The sequence below is a fragment of the Ralstonia flaminis genome (assembly GCF_958415495.1).
Lineage (GTDB): Bacteria > Pseudomonadota > Gammaproteobacteria > Burkholderiales > Burkholderiaceae > Ralstonia > Ralstonia flaminis.
The window spans coordinates 157,925-176,348 of record NZ_CATZLL010000013.1 but is presented as its reverse complement, the minus strand read 5'-3'; the positions used below and the strand labels follow the sequence as shown (position 1 = coordinate 176,348).

At 64.6% G+C, this 18,424-nt stretch carries 14 protein-coding genes; 5 read left to right on the top strand and 9 right to left on the bottom strand.

Annotated features, from left to right (window positions below):
* Positions 1-111: 111 nt before the first annotated feature.
* On the top strand, positions 112-2,139 hold the full coding sequence (gene fliD / locus R2N11_RS19515) for a flagellar filament capping protein FliD (RefSeq protein WP_316682070.1): 2,028 nt from the start codon (positions 112-114) through the stop codon (positions 2,137-2,139).
* Between the two features lie 8 nt (positions 2,140-2,147).
* Here the strand turns inward: fliD and R2N11_RS19510 are convergent, their stop codons facing one another.
* The gene (locus R2N11_RS19510) at positions 2,148-2,762 is read right to left on the bottom strand and encodes a TetR/AcrR family transcriptional regulator (protein ID WP_316682069.1); all 615 of its coding nucleotides are present in this window, start codon (positions 2,760-2,762) and stop codon (positions 2,148-2,150) included.
* 156 nt (positions 2,763-2,918) lie between these two features.
* Between R2N11_RS19510 and R2N11_RS19505 the strand changes: the two genes are divergently transcribed.
* The 4 genes from R2N11_RS19505 (at position 2,919) to sigJ (ending at position 7,716) form a co-directional block, all read left to right on the top strand.
* Positions 2,919-4,226, top strand: a complete 1,308-nt coding sequence (locus tag R2N11_RS19505; protein WP_430715458.1) for an alkaline phosphatase family protein — start codon at positions 2,919-2,921, stop codon at positions 4,224-4,226.
* Between the two features lie 75 nt (positions 4,227-4,301).
* A complete protein-coding gene (locus tag R2N11_RS19500; protein ID WP_316682067.1) occupies positions 4,302-5,552 on the top strand; it encodes a cytochrome-c peroxidase in 1,251 nt (416 codons plus the stop codon).
* Positions 5,553-5,737: 185 nt separating this feature from the next.
* A complete protein-coding gene (locus R2N11_RS19495) occupies positions 5,738-6,775 on the top strand; it encodes an alpha/beta fold hydrolase (RefSeq protein WP_316682066.1) in 1,038 nt (345 codons plus the stop codon).
* On the top strand, positions 6,772-7,716 hold the full coding sequence (gene sigJ, locus R2N11_RS19490) for an RNA polymerase sigma factor SigJ (protein ID WP_316682065.1): 945 nt from the start codon (positions 6,772-6,774) through the stop codon (positions 7,714-7,716). Before R2N11_RS19495 ends, sigJ begins: the two co-directional genes overlap by 4 nt.
* 41 nt (positions 7,717-7,757) lie before the next feature.
* Here the strand turns inward: sigJ and R2N11_RS19485 are convergent, their stop codons facing one another.
* From R2N11_RS19485 to R2N11_RS19450, 8 genes are all read right to left on the bottom strand, one after another.
* On the bottom strand, positions 7,758-8,093 hold the full coding sequence (locus R2N11_RS19485) for a cupin domain-containing protein (RefSeq protein WP_316682064.1): 336 nt from the start codon (positions 8,091-8,093) through the stop codon (positions 7,758-7,760).
* A gap of 37 nt (positions 8,094-8,130) precedes the next feature.
* Positions 8,131-10,929 (bottom strand): DNA translocase FtsK, encoded by a 2,799-nt coding sequence (locus R2N11_RS19480; RefSeq protein ID WP_316682062.1) that lies wholly within the window; start codon positions 10,927-10,929, stop codon positions 8,131-8,133.
* A gap of 148 nt (positions 10,930-11,077) precedes the next feature.
* Positions 11,078-12,109: an MFS transporter gene (locus R2N11_RS19475; protein WP_316682061.1), complete on the bottom strand. Its 1,032-nt coding sequence runs from the start codon at positions 12,107-12,109 to the stop codon at positions 11,078-11,080.
* Between the two features lie 58 nt (positions 12,110-12,167).
* Positions 12,168-13,049 carry an SMP-30/gluconolactonase/LRE family protein gene (locus tag R2N11_RS19470; RefSeq protein WP_316682060.1) on the bottom strand — a complete coding sequence of 294 codons (882 nt, stop codon included), beginning with the start codon at positions 13,047-13,049 and terminating at the stop codon, positions 12,168-12,170.
* Positions 13,050-13,053: 4 nt separating this feature from the next.
* A complete protein-coding gene (locus tag R2N11_RS19465; RefSeq protein WP_316682058.1) occupies positions 13,054-13,908 on the bottom strand; it encodes an NAD-dependent epimerase/dehydratase family protein in 855 nt (284 codons plus the stop codon).
* 3 nt (positions 13,909-13,911) lie between these two features.
* Positions 13,912-15,513: a galactarate dehydratase gene (gene garD, locus R2N11_RS19460; protein WP_199032692.1), complete on the bottom strand. Its 1,602-nt coding sequence runs from the start codon at positions 15,511-15,513 to the stop codon at positions 13,912-13,914.
* 37 nt (positions 15,514-15,550) lie between these two features.
* Positions 15,551-16,960: an enolase C-terminal domain-like protein gene (locus tag R2N11_RS19455; protein WP_316682056.1), complete on the bottom strand. Its 1,410-nt coding sequence runs from the start codon at positions 16,958-16,960 to the stop codon at positions 15,551-15,553.
* A gap of 19 nt (positions 16,961-16,979) precedes the next feature.
* The gene (locus R2N11_RS19450; protein ID WP_269848302.1) at positions 16,980-18,332 is read right to left on the bottom strand and encodes an MFS transporter; all 1,353 of its coding nucleotides are present in this window, start codon (positions 18,330-18,332) and stop codon (positions 16,980-16,982) included.
* Positions 18,333-18,424 lie beyond the last annotated feature (92 nt).

The window sequence follows — 18,424 nt, the reverse complement described above, 5'->3', positions numbered from 1 at the left end:
GATGAAACCCGCCCAAAAAACCCTGCCTAGACAGGGTCTGCTCTAAAGAAGTGCGCTTTTCGGCCGTCACATTGTGAAGAAACAACCGTTTGCGCGCGCGCGTTCTCACTCATGGCGACGACCAGCACCTATATCCCACCGATCTCCATCCCGGGCATCGGCACGAACATCGACGTCAACAACCTGGTCACCAAGCTGATGCAGGCTGAAGGCAAGGGGATGACGGTTCACCAGAACCAGCAGAAGGTCTTCCAGACACAGCTTTCTGCGGTAGGTTCGCTCAAAAGCGCGCTGTCGACCTTCCAGACAGCGATGGCCAACCTGACCACTGCCGATACCTTCAGCGGCATGAAGGCCAGCGGGCACGACACGTCGATTCTGAGCGTCAACGTGGGTAGCACAGCACCGTCGGGCACCTACAACATCAAGGTGACGCAGCTTGCGCAAGCGCAGGTGCTGAGCGCGCAGGGCCAGGCGTCCAATAAGACACCCATCGGCAGCGGGACGCCCACCACGATCTCGTTCTCGTTCGGCACGGTGTCGGGCGGCACCTTCGCCAACGGCAAGTACACCGGCGCCACGTTTGCGCAAAACGGCAACCTGGCCGGCGGCTCCATCAAGATCGACGCCTCCAACAACACGCTATCGGGCATCCGAGACGCCATCAACTCGGCCAACCTGGGCGTGTCGGCAAGCATCATCAATGACGGCAGCGGCAACCCGTACCGTCTGGTGCTGACCTCCACTGCCGGAGGCGCCAATTCGGAGATGAAGATCTCGGTGTCGGGGGATTCGACACTGCAGTCGCTGCTGGCCCACGACCCGGCCGGCACGCAAAACATGACCGAAGTGGCCACGGGCCAGAACGCCTTGGCCAACGTCAACGGCATTGACGTGCAAAGCCCCACCAACACGCTCACGGATGTGGTGGATGGCACGTCGTTTACGCTATCCAAGACTGGCAACACGACCGTGACGGTCGGCAACGATGCAGGACAGGCCAGCCAGTCGGTGCTCAATTTCGTCAAGGCTTACAACGCACTGCGCATCCAGCTCAATTCGCTGACCAAGTTCGATACCGCCAACGCTGCCAACAATGGTCCGCTGGCCGGAGACGTCAGCACCAAGGCGCTCATCAATCAGGTGACGGACGTGCTGGGCCAAGGGATTGGCAATGGCGCGTTTCAATCGCTGGGCAGCATTGGCGTGACGATGGACAAGGAGGGCACGCTGTCGATCGACGACAGCAAACTCACGGCCGCCCTCAAGAAATCGCCCGCCCAGGTGGCAGCCCTGTTTGCCGGCACCGGTACGGCCACGGATTCAATGCTCAAGGTCTCGGCCTTTTCCAAGACCACGCAGGCCGGCAACTACGCCATCAACGTTACGCAACTGGCCACACAGGGCTCGCTTCAGGGCTCGGCACCGGCCAACACGACGATCCAGAGCGGGGTGAACGACAGCCTGTCTGTCACGCTCAGTGGTATCACCACCAACATCAAGGTGCCGGCCGGCAGCTACACGCCGCAGAGTCTGGCCGCCCAGGTGCAGAGCCAGATCAATGCATCCCCCGATCTGCAAAAGGCCAAGGTGGATGTCGCGATCACGGCCGATGCCAACGGCGTGCTGACCTTCACTGACCGGCAATACGGTTCGATGTCGACGGTGTCGGTGTCTGGCAATGGCGCGGCGTCGTTGCTGGGTGGCAGCCCCGCCGCCACGGCCGGGCGCGACGTGCAGGGCACCATCAATGGCGTGGCAGCCACCGGCTCCGGGCAGAACCTGTACGGCGCCAACGGCTCCGCAGCCGATGGCCTGGTCGTGCAGGTGATGGGCGGCGCGCTGGGGGATCGCGGCAGCGTGACAGTTCAGCGTGGATACGCCGCGCAGTTGCACACCGTATCGACCAATCTGCTGGCCGACAAAGGCATGGTGCAGAACGCCACCGATGCCATCAACAGCTCGCTCACTTCGCTGTCCAAGCAGATGACGCAGATGCAGCGCCAGTTGGACGCCAAGCAGGCGCTCTACTACGCGCAGTTCAACGCGCTATCGAAAGTCGTTGCCGGCATGACGAACACCAGCACTTACCTGACGCAGCAATTGGCGATGCTGCAGAAGCAGCGTACGGGCGGCTGACGCACCGACTAAGTAGTCCGTTGCGTGGTGCCCGCATGACCGATGCGGGCCAGCACCACTTTCAGCTCCGGCGGCGGCGTGAGCTGGGCGAGCAGCCATTGCACAGCGTCGGCCAGTTCGTCCCGGTTGTAGTCGGCGGCAAAGCTGTGCAGCGTTGCGCCGTGCAGGAACAGGCGCAGCGCCAGCAACTCAGGTTGCGGCGGGCCATTCGGGTCTTGCCCAAACAGTCGCTCAGGCACGGTCGCCAGCAGGGGCCCGACTGCCTGGGCCAACCGTTCGTCACCGCGCGACGCCATCCACACTTCCAGAATGGCCAGCGACGTATGCCGTTGGCGCCGCTGCACCAGCATGTGCAACATCAGGTGCATCCGCACACTGGCCGATAGCGGCCCCAGCGCCGCCAGTTGCGCCACTTCCCGCTCCAGCAGCGATGCCACCATCGCCGGCAGCAAGTCGTACCTCCCCTCTGGAAACTGATGTCGCAATGAGCCCCGGCTGATGCCGGCGAGCTCACACACCCGTGCCTCGCCGAAGGCTGCGTAGCCCTGCTCGATCAGCAATTGGGTGGCGGCGTCGATGAGTGCCTGCCGTGTGGCGGTGGTGCGTTCTGCTTGGGTGGCCATGGACGCAATTGTAAATAAGTCCGCCCGTGATACCGCTTATTGCGGGCAGCACACGGCATTTTTGTCACAAAACAAACATACAAGTTTGTTTATATCTTGCGCGCACCGGTGGACCGAGCCAAAGCGCCGGCGCGCCATACCCACAAGATAAGGACAATGTCGATGTTCAAGCTTCCCCGAGCGGGCTGGCTGGCGGCCTCATGCGCGGCCGTTGCCACCGCACTCCTCGTCGCGGCCTGCGGTACCGGCGATGGTGGCAACACCAGCACCACTGCCGCCGCTCCCGCGCCTACCCCGGCGGCGCCTGCCCCCAAGACCATCCAGTCGATCAAGCACGTGTTTGTGATCACGCTGGAAAACCAGAACTACGCGACCACGTTTGCCGCCAACTCCAAGGCGCCTTACCTCTCGCAAACGCTGGTGAGCCAGGGCGCGCACCTGCAGCAGTACTACGGCACCACGCACGTGAGCCTGGGAAACTACGTCGCCATGTTGAGCGGCCAGGCCGTCACGCCCGATACGCAGATGGACTGCCAGGTCTACAAAGACTTTGCCCTCTCCGGCATGGCTGACCACGGCCAGGCTATCGGCACGGGCTGCGTGTACCCTGCTTCCATCAAGACGCTGCCGGACCAGCTCAAGGCCGTGGGCCTGACCTGGAAGGGCTACATGGAAGACATGGGCAACGACCCCACGCGTGAGTCTGCCACCTGCGGTCACCCGACGCTGAACACGCAGGACAAGACCCAGTCTGCACAGGCCGCGACAGCTGGCGGCACGCCGGCTGACCAGTACGCCACGCGCCACAACCCGTTTGCGTACTTCCACTCGATCATCGACTCGCCGGACTGCGCAACCAACGTGGTCAACCTGAACGGCCTGGCGGCGGATCTGCAGTCGATCAACACCACCGCCAACTTCACTTTCATCACGCCCAACCTGTGCAACGACGGCCACGATTCGCCGTGCGTGACGGGTGCGCCGGGCGGGCTGGTGTCGGCCGATGCGTTCCTGCAGAAGTGGGTGCCGCTGATCATGGCGTCGCCGGCGTATCAGCAAGACGGCCTGCTCATCATCAACTTTGATGAGAGCGCCTATGCCTCGCAGGCGATGGATACGACCACCACGCCGCCAACGCTCACCATGACCTTCACCGGCCAGACCTGCTGCAACCAGCAACCGGGCCCGAACGTGACGTTCCCGATCACGCAGAGCTTCCCGGCATCGGTGTCGCACTACCCGTACAACATCAACCTGGTGACGCAGAGCCACGGTGGTGACCGCACGGGCGCGGTGCTGCTCTCGCCGTTCATCAAGCCGGGCACGGTATCGACCACGCAATACAACCACTACGCATTGCTCAAGACGCTGGAAGACATCTTTCAGGTGGGCGGCTACCTTGGCTATGCAAGCCAGGAAGGCCTGCAGTCGATGGGCAGCGATGTGTTCACCAACCTTAACTAACCTTTGATCTGCTGCGGCTTTGCCGCTAGGCAGATGTGGCCGCCCGGGTTCGCGCCCTGGCGGTTTGTCGTTTCCATGACTGCTTTCACTGCACCTTTAAGGCGCCTCGGCATGGTGGCTGGCGCCCTGCTCCTGGCCTTGCTGGCTGGTTGCCAACAGAAAGACGCCCCCTCCGCCAATATCGCGCAGACCGTCCGCATGCCGGATGCCGCCACGCTGGCGCAACTGGGCAAAGCGATGTTCTTCGATCCATCGCTGTCGGCCTCGGGCCGGCAATCTTGCGCAAGCTGCCACGACCCCGCCCACGGATACGGGCCGCCCAATGCATTGGCGGTGCAGCTTGGCGGGCCGAATCTGGACCGCCAGGGCAAGCGTGCCACGCCCAATCTGACCTACACGCTCAATCAGACGCCGATCTGGCACAAGGTGCAGGCGGCCAGCCTGACCGAGCGATTGACCGAAACCGATAGCCCGCCCACCGGCGGCCTAATGTGGGATGGCCGTTTCAACTCGCTGCGCGATCAGGCTGCTGGGCCGATGCTCGATCCGGACGAAATGGCCAACGAGAGCCGCGCAGCCGTGGTGGAAAAACTCAAACGCGCGCCCTATGCCGAGGCTTTCCGCGCGGCGTTCGGCACAAGCGCGTTCGACAACCCGGATCAAGCGTTTGACCACGCCATGCGCGCGCTGGAACGCTTTGAGCTGGACGACTCAAGCTTCCACCGCTACGACAGCAAGTTCGATGCGTACCTGGACGGCAAGGCAGCACTGAGCCCCGCCGAGCAGCGCGGTCTCCAACTCTTCGCCAGCCCCGACAAGGGCAACTGCGCGTCGTGCCACCTGATCGCCAAGGGCGCCGACGGCTCGCATCCCCTGCTGACCGACTATCAGTCCGCCGTGCTCGCCGTGCCGCGCAACCCGGAGATTGGCGTCAATGCTGATCCGCTCTACTACGACCTTGGCCTGTGCGGCCCGAAGCGGCAGGATCAGGCACACCAGACGGCGTACTGCGGCATGTTCAAGACACCAAGCCTGCGCAATACCGCCAAGCGCGGCGCGTGGTTCCACAACGGTCGGATGCACAGCCTGGAAGATGCGGTGCGCTTCTATGTGGAGCGCGACCTGAAGCCCGCGAAGTGGTACAGCCGCGATGCCGGCGGCAAGACCATCGCCTATGACGATCTGCCGCCCGCCCTGCGCGGCAACATCGACGATGTGAACCCGCCGTTCAACCGCCGTGCCGGAGACCAACCTGCGCTGAACGACCAAGAGATCCGCGACGTGGTGGCATTCCTGAAAACGCTGAACGATGGGTATCAGCCATGACTGCGACAGACTGAGGCCGGTCTAGCGGGGTATCGCCGTGCACATCAGGTCGGTTGATGTCACATTCGCCACGGCCAATCCGTCATCAGGGTGTCGTGTCGCCGTGGCGCGGCAAGCGAAGATGCGGCTGGCCTCAGGCATGTGGTTGGTCGCATTACATCAACCAACCTGATCCGCCTGTCCCGATGACCCTCTCCCTTGACGCCTCCTCCACGCCCGCGCGCCGGTGGTCAACCAGCCTGCGCATCGCCGCTGCCACGCTCGGCAGCCTGATCGCGCTTGCCGCAGGCGGCTGCGCCTGGCAGTACCAGCAGGAGGCCGCCGCCGCGCACACGGCCCCAGGCCAACGCGTGCAGATCGGTGACCGGCATCTGCATCTGTACTGCACCGGCCAGGGGGCACCAACGCTGGTGCTCGAAGCCGGCATGGCAGGCTGGTCACAGGATTGGGCCTGGGTTCAGGACGGCCTGGCAGCCGGCGGGCGTGTCTGCAGTTATGACCGTGCCGGCTATGGCTGGTCGGATGCGGCACCTGCACCGCGCCTCGGCATGCTGGCGGTTGACGATTTGCGGCGTGCCCTGCTTGCTGCGGGCGAAGCGCCTCCCTGGCTGCTGGCAGGTCACTCGATGGGCGGCCTGTTGGTCGGCATGCACGCGCGCGCCTACCCGGCAGATGTAGCCGGCCTGGCGTTTATCGACGCGGTTGGGCGCGACTATGCTGCGCAGTTCCCTCCCGATCGTTATGCCCGATTCCGGGCAGACCTCGGCCGCCTGCTTGCACTGAGCGATACGCTGGCGCCGCTGGGGGTGCTGCGATTGACCAACCAGCCGGCCTCGCTCATTGCCCAGCGCCTGCCGGACGCGCAGCGTGCCAGTGCGGTTGACTGGTCATTTTCGGCGCGCCACTACCGGACCCTGCGAGATGAGAATGCCGGCTTCGATGCCGTGTTGGAGCAGGCGCGTGCGCTGCCGCCCTTGCCCGCGGTACCGACCGTGGTGCTCAGCAGCGCGGTGATGCGCGACTTCCCGGCTGGCCTCGAGGACGAAACCATGCACGCCGCCTGGCAAGGCAATCAGCAGAGTATTGCGCGCGAGGCCGGTGTCTCGCCCGAGGTGCTGGCTGGCAGCGGCCACTACCTGCACGTCGATCAGCCTGACCGTGTGATAGCGTTGCTCTCGACCTGGCGCGAAACGGCGCGCCACCGATTGGAGACCACCCGATGAGCGGCTCCCAAGTCGATACCGAGCGTGCCGTGGCCGAACATCTGCGCATCTTCGAAGACCAGCGCCCACGCCTGCTGGCGTTGGCGTGGCGCATGCTTGGCGCGCGTAGCGAGGCGCAGGACCTGGTGCAAGCGCTCTGGTTGCAATGGCAAGACACACCCTTGGCCGGCCTGCATGAACCCGCAGCCTACCTGACCCGCATGGCTACCCATGCCTGTATCGATCAGCTACGAAGCGCGCAGCGCCAGCGCGAGCACTATGTCGGTGTATGGCTGCCCGAGCCCGTGCTCGAACAGACCGGCTTGGGGGCGGCGATTGAACATTGCGGTGCCGATCCGCTGGCCCACCTGTCCTATGCCGAGGATGTCTCCACGGCGTTCCTGCTTGCGCTTGAACGCCTGACACCGCTCGAGCGCGCCGCCTTCCTGCTACACGATGTGTTTGAGTTGCCTTTCGATGAGGTGGCCGCGCGCCTCGGGCGCGATACCGCGGCCTGCCGGCAGCTGGCTGCGCGGGCACGGGGGCATGTGCGGCGCGAATATGTACGTTGCGAGCTTGACCAGGCACAGGTCGATGCGCTGCTGCAGGCCTTTGAAACGTCGCTGCAGGCGGGCGACCCGGACGCGCTGGCGGCGCTGCTGTGCGACGAGGCCACCTTGATGAGCGATGGCGGAGGGCGTGTGGCCGCCATCCCACGTCCGGTGCGCGGCAATGGCGCAGTCGCCCGCGTACTGTGCGGACTGGTCGAGAGTTGGCGCCGCCGCGAGCCAGGGGGCCACTTGCGACGCGCGCGGATCAACGGCCAGCCCGGCTACTTGCTGCACGACACCAGCGGCCGGCTGGAGCTTGTCGCCACACTGCACTGGCAGGCGGATGGCCGCTTGGCCAGCATCCATCTGGTGCGCAATCCCGACAAGCTGGGCGCCAACCTGCACGCTTGAAAAAGGCGGGCTGGTGTGGTGTGGGGGGGGTAGCCCCCCGCTCAACCAGCGCTGTAATGCACGGCCAGCCAGACGGTCGGCCGGCCGGTATCGGTCCAGGCCACCCGGTGCCGGCAATGCGCAGGGAGATGTAGCCAGGTACCCGGCTGCAACAGACGCGGCGCCGTTTCACCCTCGATCTGCACCGCCGCGCCGCCCTCCATGAGCAGTACCCATTCTTCCTGGGCACTGTCGTACCAGAAGCCGGGCGGGCTGGCCTGCCCATTGGAGACGATGCGCTCGATCTTCAGCCCGGGACGCTCCAGCAATGCGGTGAAGACCTCTTCCGCAACACCGGTCGGGACATCGTCGAAGAGATTGCCCTGGACCATTTCCATCGCTCGCCCCCATGCGCGCCTGAAACGCGGTCGTTGCTCAATCGCTGCCGCCCGGTGCCAGTACCTCCCGTTGGCCGTTGCGGCCCATTGGCGAAACCAGCCCCGCGGCTTCCATCTGCTCGATGAGCCGCGCGGCGCGGTTGTAGCCGATGCGCAGCTGCCGCTGCACGGAAGAAATCGACGCACGGCGCGTGTTCAGCACAAAGGCCGCAGCTTCGTCGTAGAGCGGATCGGCTTCTGCATCTCCGCTCTCGCCGCCGAACAGGTCGCCACCGGCGGCGGCCTCGCCGGGGTCGCCGGCCAGGATGGCTTCGTCGTACTCGGGCTCGCCGAACTGCTTCCAGTGCTCGACCACGCGGTGCACCTCTTCGTCGGCAACAAACGCACCATGCACGCGCTGCGGGTACCCGGTGCCCGGAGGCAGGAACAGCATGTCGCCCTGACCAAGCAGGGATTCTGCGCCCATCTGGTCGAGAATCGTGCGCGAGTCGATCTTGGACGACACCTGAAACGCCACGCGCGTCGGGATGTTGGCCTTGATCAGGCCGGTGATGACGTCCACCGACGGTCGCTGCGTCGCCAGAATCAAATGGATGCCGGCCGCGCGTGCCTTTTGCGCCAGGCGGGCAATCAGCTCTTCGATCTTCTTGCCGGCCACCATCATCAGGTCGGCCAGCTCGTCGATCACCACCACGATCATCGGCAGCGTGGAAAGCGGTTCCGGCGCTTCGGGCGTCAGTGAGAAGGGGTTTGGCACCTTGCGGCCGGCCTGCTCTGCTGCGCGGATCTTCTGGTTGTAGCCGGCCAGATTGCGCACGCCCAGGGCGGACATCAGGCGGTAGCGCTTCTCCATTTCGCCCACGCACCAGTTGAGCGCGTGCGCGGCCTGCTTCATGTCGGTCACGACCGGCGCGAGCAGATGCGGAATGCCCTCGTAGACGGAGAGCTCCAGCATCTTCGGGTCGATCATGATCATGCGCACGTCGTCGGGCGTGGCCTTGTATAGCATCGACAGGATCATCGCGTTGACAGCCACCGACTTGCCCGAGCCCGTCGTGCCGGCCACCAGCAGGTGCGGCGCGCGTGCGAGGTCCGTCACCACCGGATTGCCGGTGATGTCCTTGCCCATGGCCAGCACGAGGTGCGAGGCGTGCGACTGGAAATCCGCCGCGTTCACGACTTCCGACAGGCGGATCATTTCGCGCTTGGCGTTTGGCAGCTCCAGGCCCATGCAGGTCTTGCCGGGGATGGTCTCGACCACACGGATGGAGGTCACGCCCAGGGCACGCGCCAGATCCTTCATCAACCCCACGACCTGGGCGCCGCGCACACCGATGGCGGGATCGACCTCGAAGCGGGTGATGACTGGGCCAGCCGAGGCGCCCACCACCGTCACGGGCACCTTGAACTCAGCCAGACGCTGGGTGATCAGATTGCTGGTCTCTTCAAGGTGCTCGGCCGGAACGGATTCAATGTTGACTGAAGCGGCCGTCAGCAGTGCGGCGCTCGGCAGACGGTAATCCACATGGCGCGGCACTGCGGGGGCCGGTGTCGGTGCGGGCACAGGAGCGGGCGTAGCCACCACAGCAGCCTGCGGCGCCGCGTGCGAGACCACGTTGCCCACCACAGCCGGCAGTACGATGCGCGGCTTAGTGGCCTGTGCTGTAACGGGCGACGGCTCCACCTCTTCCTCCACCTCTTCCAACAATGGCTCGGACACAGGGGCCTCAGGCATTGGCAACGCTTCGGCAACGGGCTCCGGTTGGGTGACTTCCGCTTCCGTTTCGGCTTCGGCCTCAGTTTCGACTGCGATTTGCGCCGGCTCTGGCACCGCGGCTGCGGGTGTGAGCAGGCCGCGCAACTCCGCCAACAATGCTTCTGCCTCCTGGCGCACCGCTTCCAGATCCACCGTCTGCACCTCGGGTGCCGCTTCCTGTGTCTCAACGGTCTCCGCTTCCGGATGTTCTGTCATGACCGTTTCGACAACAGGTTCATCGGTGGCCTTGGGAGGCTCGGGAAGTGTTTCCACCTGTGTGGAGACAGGCGCCGGTTGCACCGGCGGACGCAGCCCGAGTTGCGGCTGATGGAACGGGCTGCTGACGATCGTGGCGCGAGGCTTGGGACGTGCCGGTGCGGATGCGGGTGCCGACGCTGGAGAAGGCGTCGCTGCAGGTGCGGGTGTTGGGGCCGTTTTTGTGTCGGCAGCAGGATTGGCCGCCGCAGCCTTCTGTGCATCGAGCAGGGGCCAGATCTCTCCAGGCTGCGGCGGCGACGGGCGCGTGCGCGGTGGCGGTTGCCACGTCGGTTGGCGGCGGGCAGAAACGGCTTCGATGCCACGATGGCGCACCGTCGGCTGTGCAGGGCCTGCGGAGCCGGTCCAATGGGCTTGCGCGGCGCCGCCCAGGCCAAGTGCAGTCGGCTTCAGGCTCTCGTCACGCGGTTCATCGTGATCCGGGGCGGGCTCGTCGAGTGCGTCTTCCTGCACGGCACGGCTACGGTTGAACAGCTGCCGCCACGATCGTCCAAACACCATGGGTGCCACCCAGACCAGCACGCCGAGCATCAGCAGGAAGGCGCCAGTCCAGCCCAGCATGTGGGAGAACAGCGCCGCCAGCGCGCGCCCTGCCGCTCCACCGGCCTTGTCCTGCGGATCGGCGCCCGAGGTGAGCGCTTCGAGCGTTGCGCTGGTGCACAGCGCAACGAGCGTGACCAGCCAGAGCCGCACGGTGCCCCGGCCCTTGAGGAAGCCGCGCTCCCCCGCCAGTGCCCGCGTCGCATACCGCCACACCATCGGCAGCAGCCACACGGTGGAAATGCCAAACCAGCCAAGCCCCATTTCGAAATGCCATCTACGAATCCAAGCCCGCGATTGTAGCGGGCGGGCGCAGACAAAATGAAAACGCCCAGCCAAAAAATACATGGCTGGGCGCTTCGTGCGGCAGTGTTGACGTCTGCGCGTACCGCCGGTCACGGCTGTACGCGCGCTAACTGCCCAGGGCTCCTGCTGCAGAACGTTGGCCTTCGCGCTGCATGGGCATCGGTTGCGCCTGCCCATCGTTCAACATCGTCCACACCACGATGGCTGCAATGATGTCGAATACCGCCAGCGCCACGAACAACGGGTTGTAGCCGATGGTGACAGCCAGCGTGCCCACCGCCAGCGAGAACAGCATGCCGCCCAGCCAACCCGACATGCCCGCCAGGCCAACGGCTGTGCCAACCTCGTGCCGGCCGAACATGTCGGAGGTGAGCGTGTACAAGGCGCCCGAGAGCGTCTGGTGCGCAAAGCCACCGATGCAGAACAGCGCGATGGGGATGGCAATCCCCCAGAAGCGTTGGCTGCTGACGATGCTGCCCCACGAGGGCTTGGGTGCATTCGCGCTGTCATCCGGCGCTTCCTGGCCCGCTCGGATGTAGTCGTGCTCCTCCGCCGATAGCCGTGGATGCTTGGTCGGCACGCGATACAACGCGAACCAGAGCACACTCCACACGAGCCCCAGCCCACCGATCACGGCAAAGGCGAAGCGCCAGTTGCCCTGCAGAATGCACCAGACCACCAGCGGCGGCGCAACCACGGCCCCCACGGAGGACCCGATGTTGAACCAGCCGGTCGCAATCGAGCGCTCCTTGGCCGGAAACCATTCCGACGTGGCCCGCAGTGCTGACGGAAAGCCTGCGGCCTCCGTCGCCCCGAGCATCGCGCGAAAGGCCGCCAGTGACAGCCAGCCGCCCGCCGTGCTGTGCAGCAGGCACACCACCGACCAAGCCGCCGCAAACAACGCAAAACCTAGTTTGGTGCCCAGTACGTCAAGCGCGTAGCCCGCAATGGGCTGCATCACCATGTAAGCCGCCTGGAATGCGGCCACGATGTAGCCATACTGCTGCGTGGTGATGTTCAGCACCTTGTTGACTTCGGGCGCGGCTACCGCAAGCGCGTTGCGTGCCAGGTAGTTCATGACCAGGCCGCTCAGAACGAGCCCGATCATCCACCAGCGCAAGCCTTTGATGGGTTTCATGGTGTGTCTGTCTCCTAGGGCGCCCACGTGTTGTTTTGGTGTGGGGCTCGTACTGCGGTTAGCAATGCATGGCAGGTTCCGGTAGTCCGGTCACGCCCGGGCGCACGGCAAACGTGGCGCCCGAGAGCGGGTCGTCGTCGATGCGGATCGACGTGACGAACAGGGTGTCCAGCCCCGGCCCGCCGAAGGCACACATGGCGGGCTTGGTGGCAGGAATGGCGATGCTGCGATCGAGTCGGCCGTCGGGCGTAAATCGGTGGACGAGTCCCGCATCGTTGCCGCAGATCCAGTAGCAGCCATCGGCATCCACGGCGGCGCCATCGGGGCGACCTGGATGGGCGTGCATGTCGATGAAGACGCGGCGGTTGTGCGGCGTGCCGGTGTCGATGTCGTAGTCAAATGCCCAGACGGTCTGGCGGCTGGCATGTGAATCCGACAGGTACATCGTACGGTCATCGGGGCTGAAGGCCAGGCCGTTCGGGACGATCAGGTCGTCGATGATGGCGTCAACGCGGCGTGCGGCTGCATCGAAGCGATAGAGCTTGCCGGCAGGCACACCCAGCGCGGTGTCGAGCACCATCGTGCCCGCCCAGAGGCGGCCCTGACGGTCGCATCGGCCGTCGTTGAACCGCATGTCGGGGCGCGCATGCTTTACCGTGGCGAGGCGCTCCAGCGGCGCAAGCGCAATGTCTGCTTTCGCCTGCTGCGCGCGAAAGATGCCGGTCTCCATTGCCAACGCCCAGCCGTCGGATGTCATGGCGATGCAGCCAGCCATTTCGGGCAACGTCCATGCGTCGCAATGGCCTGTGGACGCGTTCCAGCGCCACAGCGTGCGCCCAGGAATGTCCGTCCAGTACAACGCCTGTTCGCCGACATGCCACACCGGACTCTCGCCGACGCCGCAGTGCATCGTGCCGATGCGTTCCACATTCGCGTGCATCGGGTCAGTCTCCGAACGGGCCGGCTTTGACGAAGGCACCGCCTTGATACAGCGCGGCCGGATCGTCTGCAGGCAGCGGCGGCTGCGCCTCGACCTGCGAGCGGAAGATCTCGCTGGTCTCGGTGGCCACATAGCCTAGGTGGGCGGCGTGGCGGTTATCCCACCAGCGGTCTCGGTTGGCCGACATGCCGTAGACCACCGTAAAGCCGACGTTCGGTACGAACACTGCGCGGCGGATCAGCTGTTCCAGATCGTCGTAGCCCAACCACGTGACCAGCATGCGGCGGTCTTTGGCTTCGGGGAACGACGAGCCAATGCGGATGGCCACGGTCTCAATGCCGTACCGGTCGAAATAGAAACTGGCGAGCTGTTCACCGAAGACCTTGCTCAAGCCGTAGTAGCCATCAGGTTTGGTCGGCACGGTGTTGTCGATGACTTCGCCCTGCTTGTAGAAACCGATGGTGTGGTTGGAACTGGCGAACACGATGCGGCGCACACCGTGGCGGCGCGCGGCCTCGTACAGGTTGTAGACGCCCTGGATATTGGCCGGCAGGATTTCTTCAAAAGGTCGCTCCACCGAGACGCCACCCAGGTGCACGATGGCATCCGTACCTGCCACGAGTGCGTCAACCGCATGTGGATCGGCCAGGTTGCACGGCACGATCTCCTCGCCCTTGCGCACGGCGCCAAGGTCCGAGATGTCAGAAATGCGCAGCACGTCGGCGTACTGCGGCAGGCGGTCGCGCAGCACCTTGCCCAGGTTGCCACCCGCCCCCGTCAGCAGCAGGCGGTGGCAGCGGGTGGTGATGCCTGCCAGCGGATCGGCGTGTACAGGCGTGTCGGTATTGGTCACAGTCATAGATCAGGTTACGGGAGCGGGGTTGAACAGCGCGAGCGCATTATGCAAGCCGAGCTTGTCTGCGCAGACCTGCTTGCGGCCGCTGGCCACATCGAGAATCAGGTGGAACAGCTCCCAGCCGATGTCGGCAATGCTGGCCTCGCCCGTGGCGATGCGGCCGGCGTCGAGGTCGATCAGGTCATGCCAGCGCTCAGAGAGCGCCTTGCGTGTCGACACCTTGATGACGGGCGCCATGGCCAGGCCGTACGGCGTGCCGCGCCCGGTGGTGAACACCTGCAGGTTCATGCCGGAAGCAAGCTGCAGCGTGCCGCACACAAAATCGCTGGCCGGCGTGGCGGCGAAGATCAGGCCCTTGCGGCGCACTTTCTCGCCGGGGCCAAGTACATCGACGATGGGCGTACTGCCCGACTTGACGATCGAGCCCAGCGCCTTTTCCACCACGTTGGATAGGCCGCCCTTCTTGTTGCCCGGCGACGGGTTGGCGCTGCGATCGGTCTGGCCGCCGCTCAGGTAATCGTCGTACCACGCCATTTCGCGCAGCAATGCGCGGCCGACGCCTTCGTCGATGGCGCGCGGCGTGAGCAGGTGGATGGCGTCGCGCACCTCGGTCACTTCCGAGAACATCACGGTGCCGCCAGCACGCACGATCAGGTCGGCTGCAAAGCCAACCGCAGGGTTGGCGGTCACGCCCGAGAACGCATCGCTGCCACCACATTGCACGCCAACCACCAGATCGGACGCGGGACAGGTTTCGCGCTGGCGCTTGTTGAGGTGCTCAAGTCGGCGCTCGGCCATCTCCATGATGGCATCGGTCATGCCGATGAAACCGTCGAATGCTTCGTCCTGCAAACGCAGCACCGGGGAATCCGCCGTACCGGCGACTTCGATGGGAATGCGACCGCCCGGGGCAAGCTTTTCCGGCACAAGGCGCTCGGGCACGAGCTTCTCGCAGCCCAGACCGATCACCATGATCTCGCCGCCAAAGTTCGGGTTGAGCGCCAGGTTCTGCAGCGTGCGGATCGGCACGATGGCCGCCGGTGCGTTGATGGCAACGCCACAGCCGTATACATGGTTGAGTGCGACCACGTCATCGACGTTCGGGTAGCGTGGCAACAGTTCTCGCTTGATGCGGCTGACCACGTAGTCCGTCACGCCGGCCACGCACTGCACGCTGGTCATGATGCCGAGCACGTTCTTCGTGCCGACCGTGCCGTCTGCGTTGCGATAGCCCTCGAAGGTGTAGCCCTCAAGCTTCGCCAGTTTGGGATCGGGGCGCGTGGCGAGCGGCAGCTCGTCGAGTGCCGGCGCGGACGGCAACTTCACTGCATGCTCGTTGATCCAGCTGCCGCGTGCCAGCGGCTTGACGGCATAACCGATGACCTCGCCGTAGCGGATGACGGCATCGCCTTCTGCAAGGTCGGCCAGTGCCACCTTGTGCCCTTGCGGTACCCCCTCGACCAGCACAGTGCCATCGGCCAGCGCTGTGCCCGCAGGCAGACCACGCGCATTGACGACAATGGCGACGTTGTCGCCGTCATGTACGCGGATCGTCAACGCCTTCTCAGTTTCAGTGCCGGCCTCTGCGGCCAGCGTGGATTCGGACATCACAGACTCCGGAATGGGGTAATGCAAATCAAGCTGTTCAGCGCACCAGGCTTGGCCGCTTGGGGTCGTACGCCCAGCCCGGCACGAGGTACTGCATGGCCATGGCATCGTCGCGTGCGCCGGGGCCGAGGGTCTTGTACAGCGCGTGCGCGGCCATGACGCGGTCCATGTCGATCTCGATGCCCAGGCCCGGGCGATCCGGCACGGCTACATGACCGCCCTGAATGCGCAGCGGCTCGCGCGTCAGGCGCTCTTCGGCTTCCTGCCAGATCCAGTGGGTATCGATGGCGGTGATGTTGCCCGGCGCGGCGGCGGCCACATGCGTGAACATCGCCAGCGAGACATCGAAGTGGTTATTGGAATGCGAGCCCCATGTGAGACCCCATTCATCGCACAGTTGCGCAACGCGCACAGACCCCTGCATGGTCCAGAAGTGCGGATCCGCCAGAGGAATATCCACGGCGTGCAGCGGGATCGCGTGGCCCATCTGGCGCCAGTCGGTAGCGATCATGTTGGTGGCGGTCGGGATGCCGGTGGCACGCTTGAACTCAGCCATGATCTCTCGCCCTGAGTAACCGGCTTCGGGGCCGCAGGGGTCTTCGGCATAGGCCAGCAGGTGACCCTGCCCTTTGCACAGCGCAACGGCCTCATTCAGCGACCAGGCACCGTTCGGGTCAAGCGTGACACGTGCATGCGGGAAGCGCGCCTTGATGGCGGCAATCGCCTCCATCTCTTCCGCGCCGCGCATCACGCCGCCTTTGAGCTTGAAGTCGGCAAAGCCGTAGCGTTCGGTGGCGGCTTCAGCCAGGCGGGCGATGGCCTCGGGTGTCATTGCGGCTTCGTGGCGCAAGCGCAGCCAATCATCCGCACCGCTATTTCCGTCTAAATACGGCAGATCCGTCTTGCGGCGGTCGCCCACGTAGAACAGATAGGCAAGCATCGGGGCTGAGTCGCGCTGCTGTCCGGCGCCCAGCAGTTCCGCGACCGGCACTTCCAGAAATTGCCCAAGCAGATCCAGCAGCGCGGCTTCCACCGCTGTGATGACGTTGTCCATGCGCAGGTTGATCTCGTGCGGCTGGCGCAGCACAGCGGCTTCCGAGGCGGACGTCACCTGATGCACCGTTGCCTGATGTGCGGCGTTGCCACCGCCAGCCAGCGCACGACGGATGCTGTTCAACACGCCGTTGGTGCGGCCGATGGATTGCCCGACAACCAGCGGAATCACGCGCTCCAGCGCCTGGCGGATGCCCTCTCCGCCCGGCACCTCGCCCACGCCTGTGCGCCCAGCGTTGTCCTTCAGGGTGACGAGGTTACGGGTGAAGAACGGGGCATGCGCGCCACACAGGTTCAGCAGCATGCTGTCCCCCCCGGCAACGGGGATCACCTGCATCTCCGTCACACGCGGTGTACTGGTGCGAGCGCCGAATTCGATCGATTGCAACGTCACAACGATGTCTCCTGTTGGCTTACAGCGGCTTGAGTTCCACGCGTTTGATCTCGCCCACCATGACCAGGTAGCAGATGATGGCCACCGCAGCATGGATACCCACGTACACCAATGCCCCGTTGAACGAGCCCGTGGTATTGACGATGTAGCCGATGGCGATGGGCGTAGTGATGCTCGACAGATTGCCGAACGTGTTCATCAGCGCGCCCGACAGGCCCGCGATCTGCTTGGGTGCCGTGTCGGAGTTGACTGCCCAGCCCAGCGCGCCCAGCCCCTTGCCGAAGAACGACAGCGCCATCACCGCCACCACGATGGCCTGTGCATCCACGTAGTTGCAGATCACCATGCTCATGGAGAGCAGCATGCCCAGCACGATCGGCACCTTGCGCGCCACCGACAGCGATGCCCCCTTGCGCAACAGCGCATCGGAAATGACCCCGCCCAGAATGCCGCCAAGGAAGCCGCACACCGCCGGAATCGACGCCACGAAGCCGGCCTTCAGGATCGACATGCCACGGGCCTGCACCAGGTACACCGGAAACCACGTGATGAAGAAGTACGTGAGCGCATTGATGCAGTACTGCGCGATATACACGCCCATCAGCATGCGATTGCCGAGCAGTTGCTTGACGTAGCCGAGGTTCGGCCCTTCGGTCTTGGCCACGCCGGCGCGGTCCATGTTGACCAGACCGCCGCCGGCTTCGATGTACTCGATCTCGGCGCGGTTGATGCCAGGGTGATCTTTCGGATCGTGCACGAAGGTCTTCCACACGACCGCCATGGCAATGCCGATCACGCCCATCACGATAAAGACGTGATGCCAGCCGAATTCGTGCACCAGCCATGCCATCAACGGGGCAAACACCACCGTGGCTGCGTACTGCGCCGAGTTGAAGATGGCGGATGCGGTGCCGCGCTCATTGGCCGGGAACCACGCTGCGACGATTCGGCTGTTGGCCGGAAAGGACGGCGCCTCTGCAGCCCCCACCAGAAAGCGCAGGCAGAACACCAAGGTAATGGCGGCCGCACCGGTAAAGAAGCCGACCGCACCCTGCGCCAGCGTGAACAGCGACCACAGCAGAATGCTGAACGTGTACACGCGCTTGGAGCCAAAGCGGTCGAGCAGCCAACCGCCCGGAATCTGCGCAATCACATAGGCCCAGCCAAACGCCGAGAAGATGTAGCCAAGCGACACGGCATCAATGCCAAGCTCCTTCTGCATGGCTGAGCCAGCAATGGAGATGGTCGCGCGATCGGCGTAGTTGATAGTCGTCACGACAAACAGCATCGTGAGAATCATGAAGCGCACACGGGTCATGCGCTCGGTGCGCGGCACGCTTTGCGCTCCCACGGCTGGGGCTTTGATATCCATTGTCTCCTCCGTACTCCGGCGCCAGATGCGCCGGGTTTCAAGCTGCCGGGTCCTGTACGGCCCGGCTTTTTATTCGCTTGTTGACTACTTGG

Coding starts and splice junctions, on each gene's coding strand:
- fliD (WP_316682070.1), top strand. CDS start 112: ATGGCGACGACCAGCACCTATATCCCACCGATCTCCATCCCGGGCATC.
- R2N11_RS19510 (WP_316682069.1), bottom strand. CDS start 2,762: ATGGCCACCCAAGCAGAACGCACCACCGCCACACGGCAGGCACTCATC.
- R2N11_RS19505 (WP_430715458.1), top strand. CDS start 2,919: ATGTCGATGTTCAAGCTTCCCCGAGCGGGCTGGCTGGCGGCCTCATGC.
- R2N11_RS19500 (WP_316682067.1), top strand. CDS start 4,302: ATGACTGCTTTCACTGCACCTTTAAGGCGCCTCGGCATGGTGGCTGGC.
- R2N11_RS19495 (WP_316682066.1), top strand. CDS start 5,738: ATGACCCTCTCCCTTGACGCCTCCTCCACGCCCGCGCGCCGGTGGTCA.
- sigJ (WP_316682065.1), top strand. CDS start 6,772: ATGAGCGGCTCCCAAGTCGATACCGAGCGTGCCGTGGCCGAACATCTG.
- R2N11_RS19485 (WP_316682064.1), bottom strand. CDS start 8,093: ATGGAAATGGTCCAGGGCAATCTCTTCGACGATGTCCCGACCGGTGTT.
- R2N11_RS19480 (WP_316682062.1), bottom strand. CDS start 10,929: ATGGGGCTTGGCTGGTTTGGCATTTCCACCGTGTGGCTGCTGCCGATG.
- R2N11_RS19475 (WP_316682061.1), bottom strand. CDS start 12,109: ATGAAACCCATCAAAGGCTTGCGCTGGTGGATGATCGGGCTCGTTCTG.
- R2N11_RS19470 (WP_316682060.1), bottom strand. CDS start 13,049: ATGCACGCGAATGTGGAACGCATCGGCACGATGCACTGCGGCGTCGGC.
- R2N11_RS19465 (WP_316682058.1), bottom strand. CDS start 13,908: ATGACTGTGACCAATACCGACACGCCTGTACACGCCGATCCGCTGGCA.
- garD (WP_199032692.1), bottom strand. CDS start 15,513: ATGTCCGAATCCACGCTGGCCGCAGAGGCCGGCACTGAAACTGAGAAG.
- R2N11_RS19450 (WP_269848302.1), bottom strand. CDS start 18,332: ATGGATATCAAAGCCCCAGCCGTGGGAGCGCAAAGCGTGCCGCGCACC.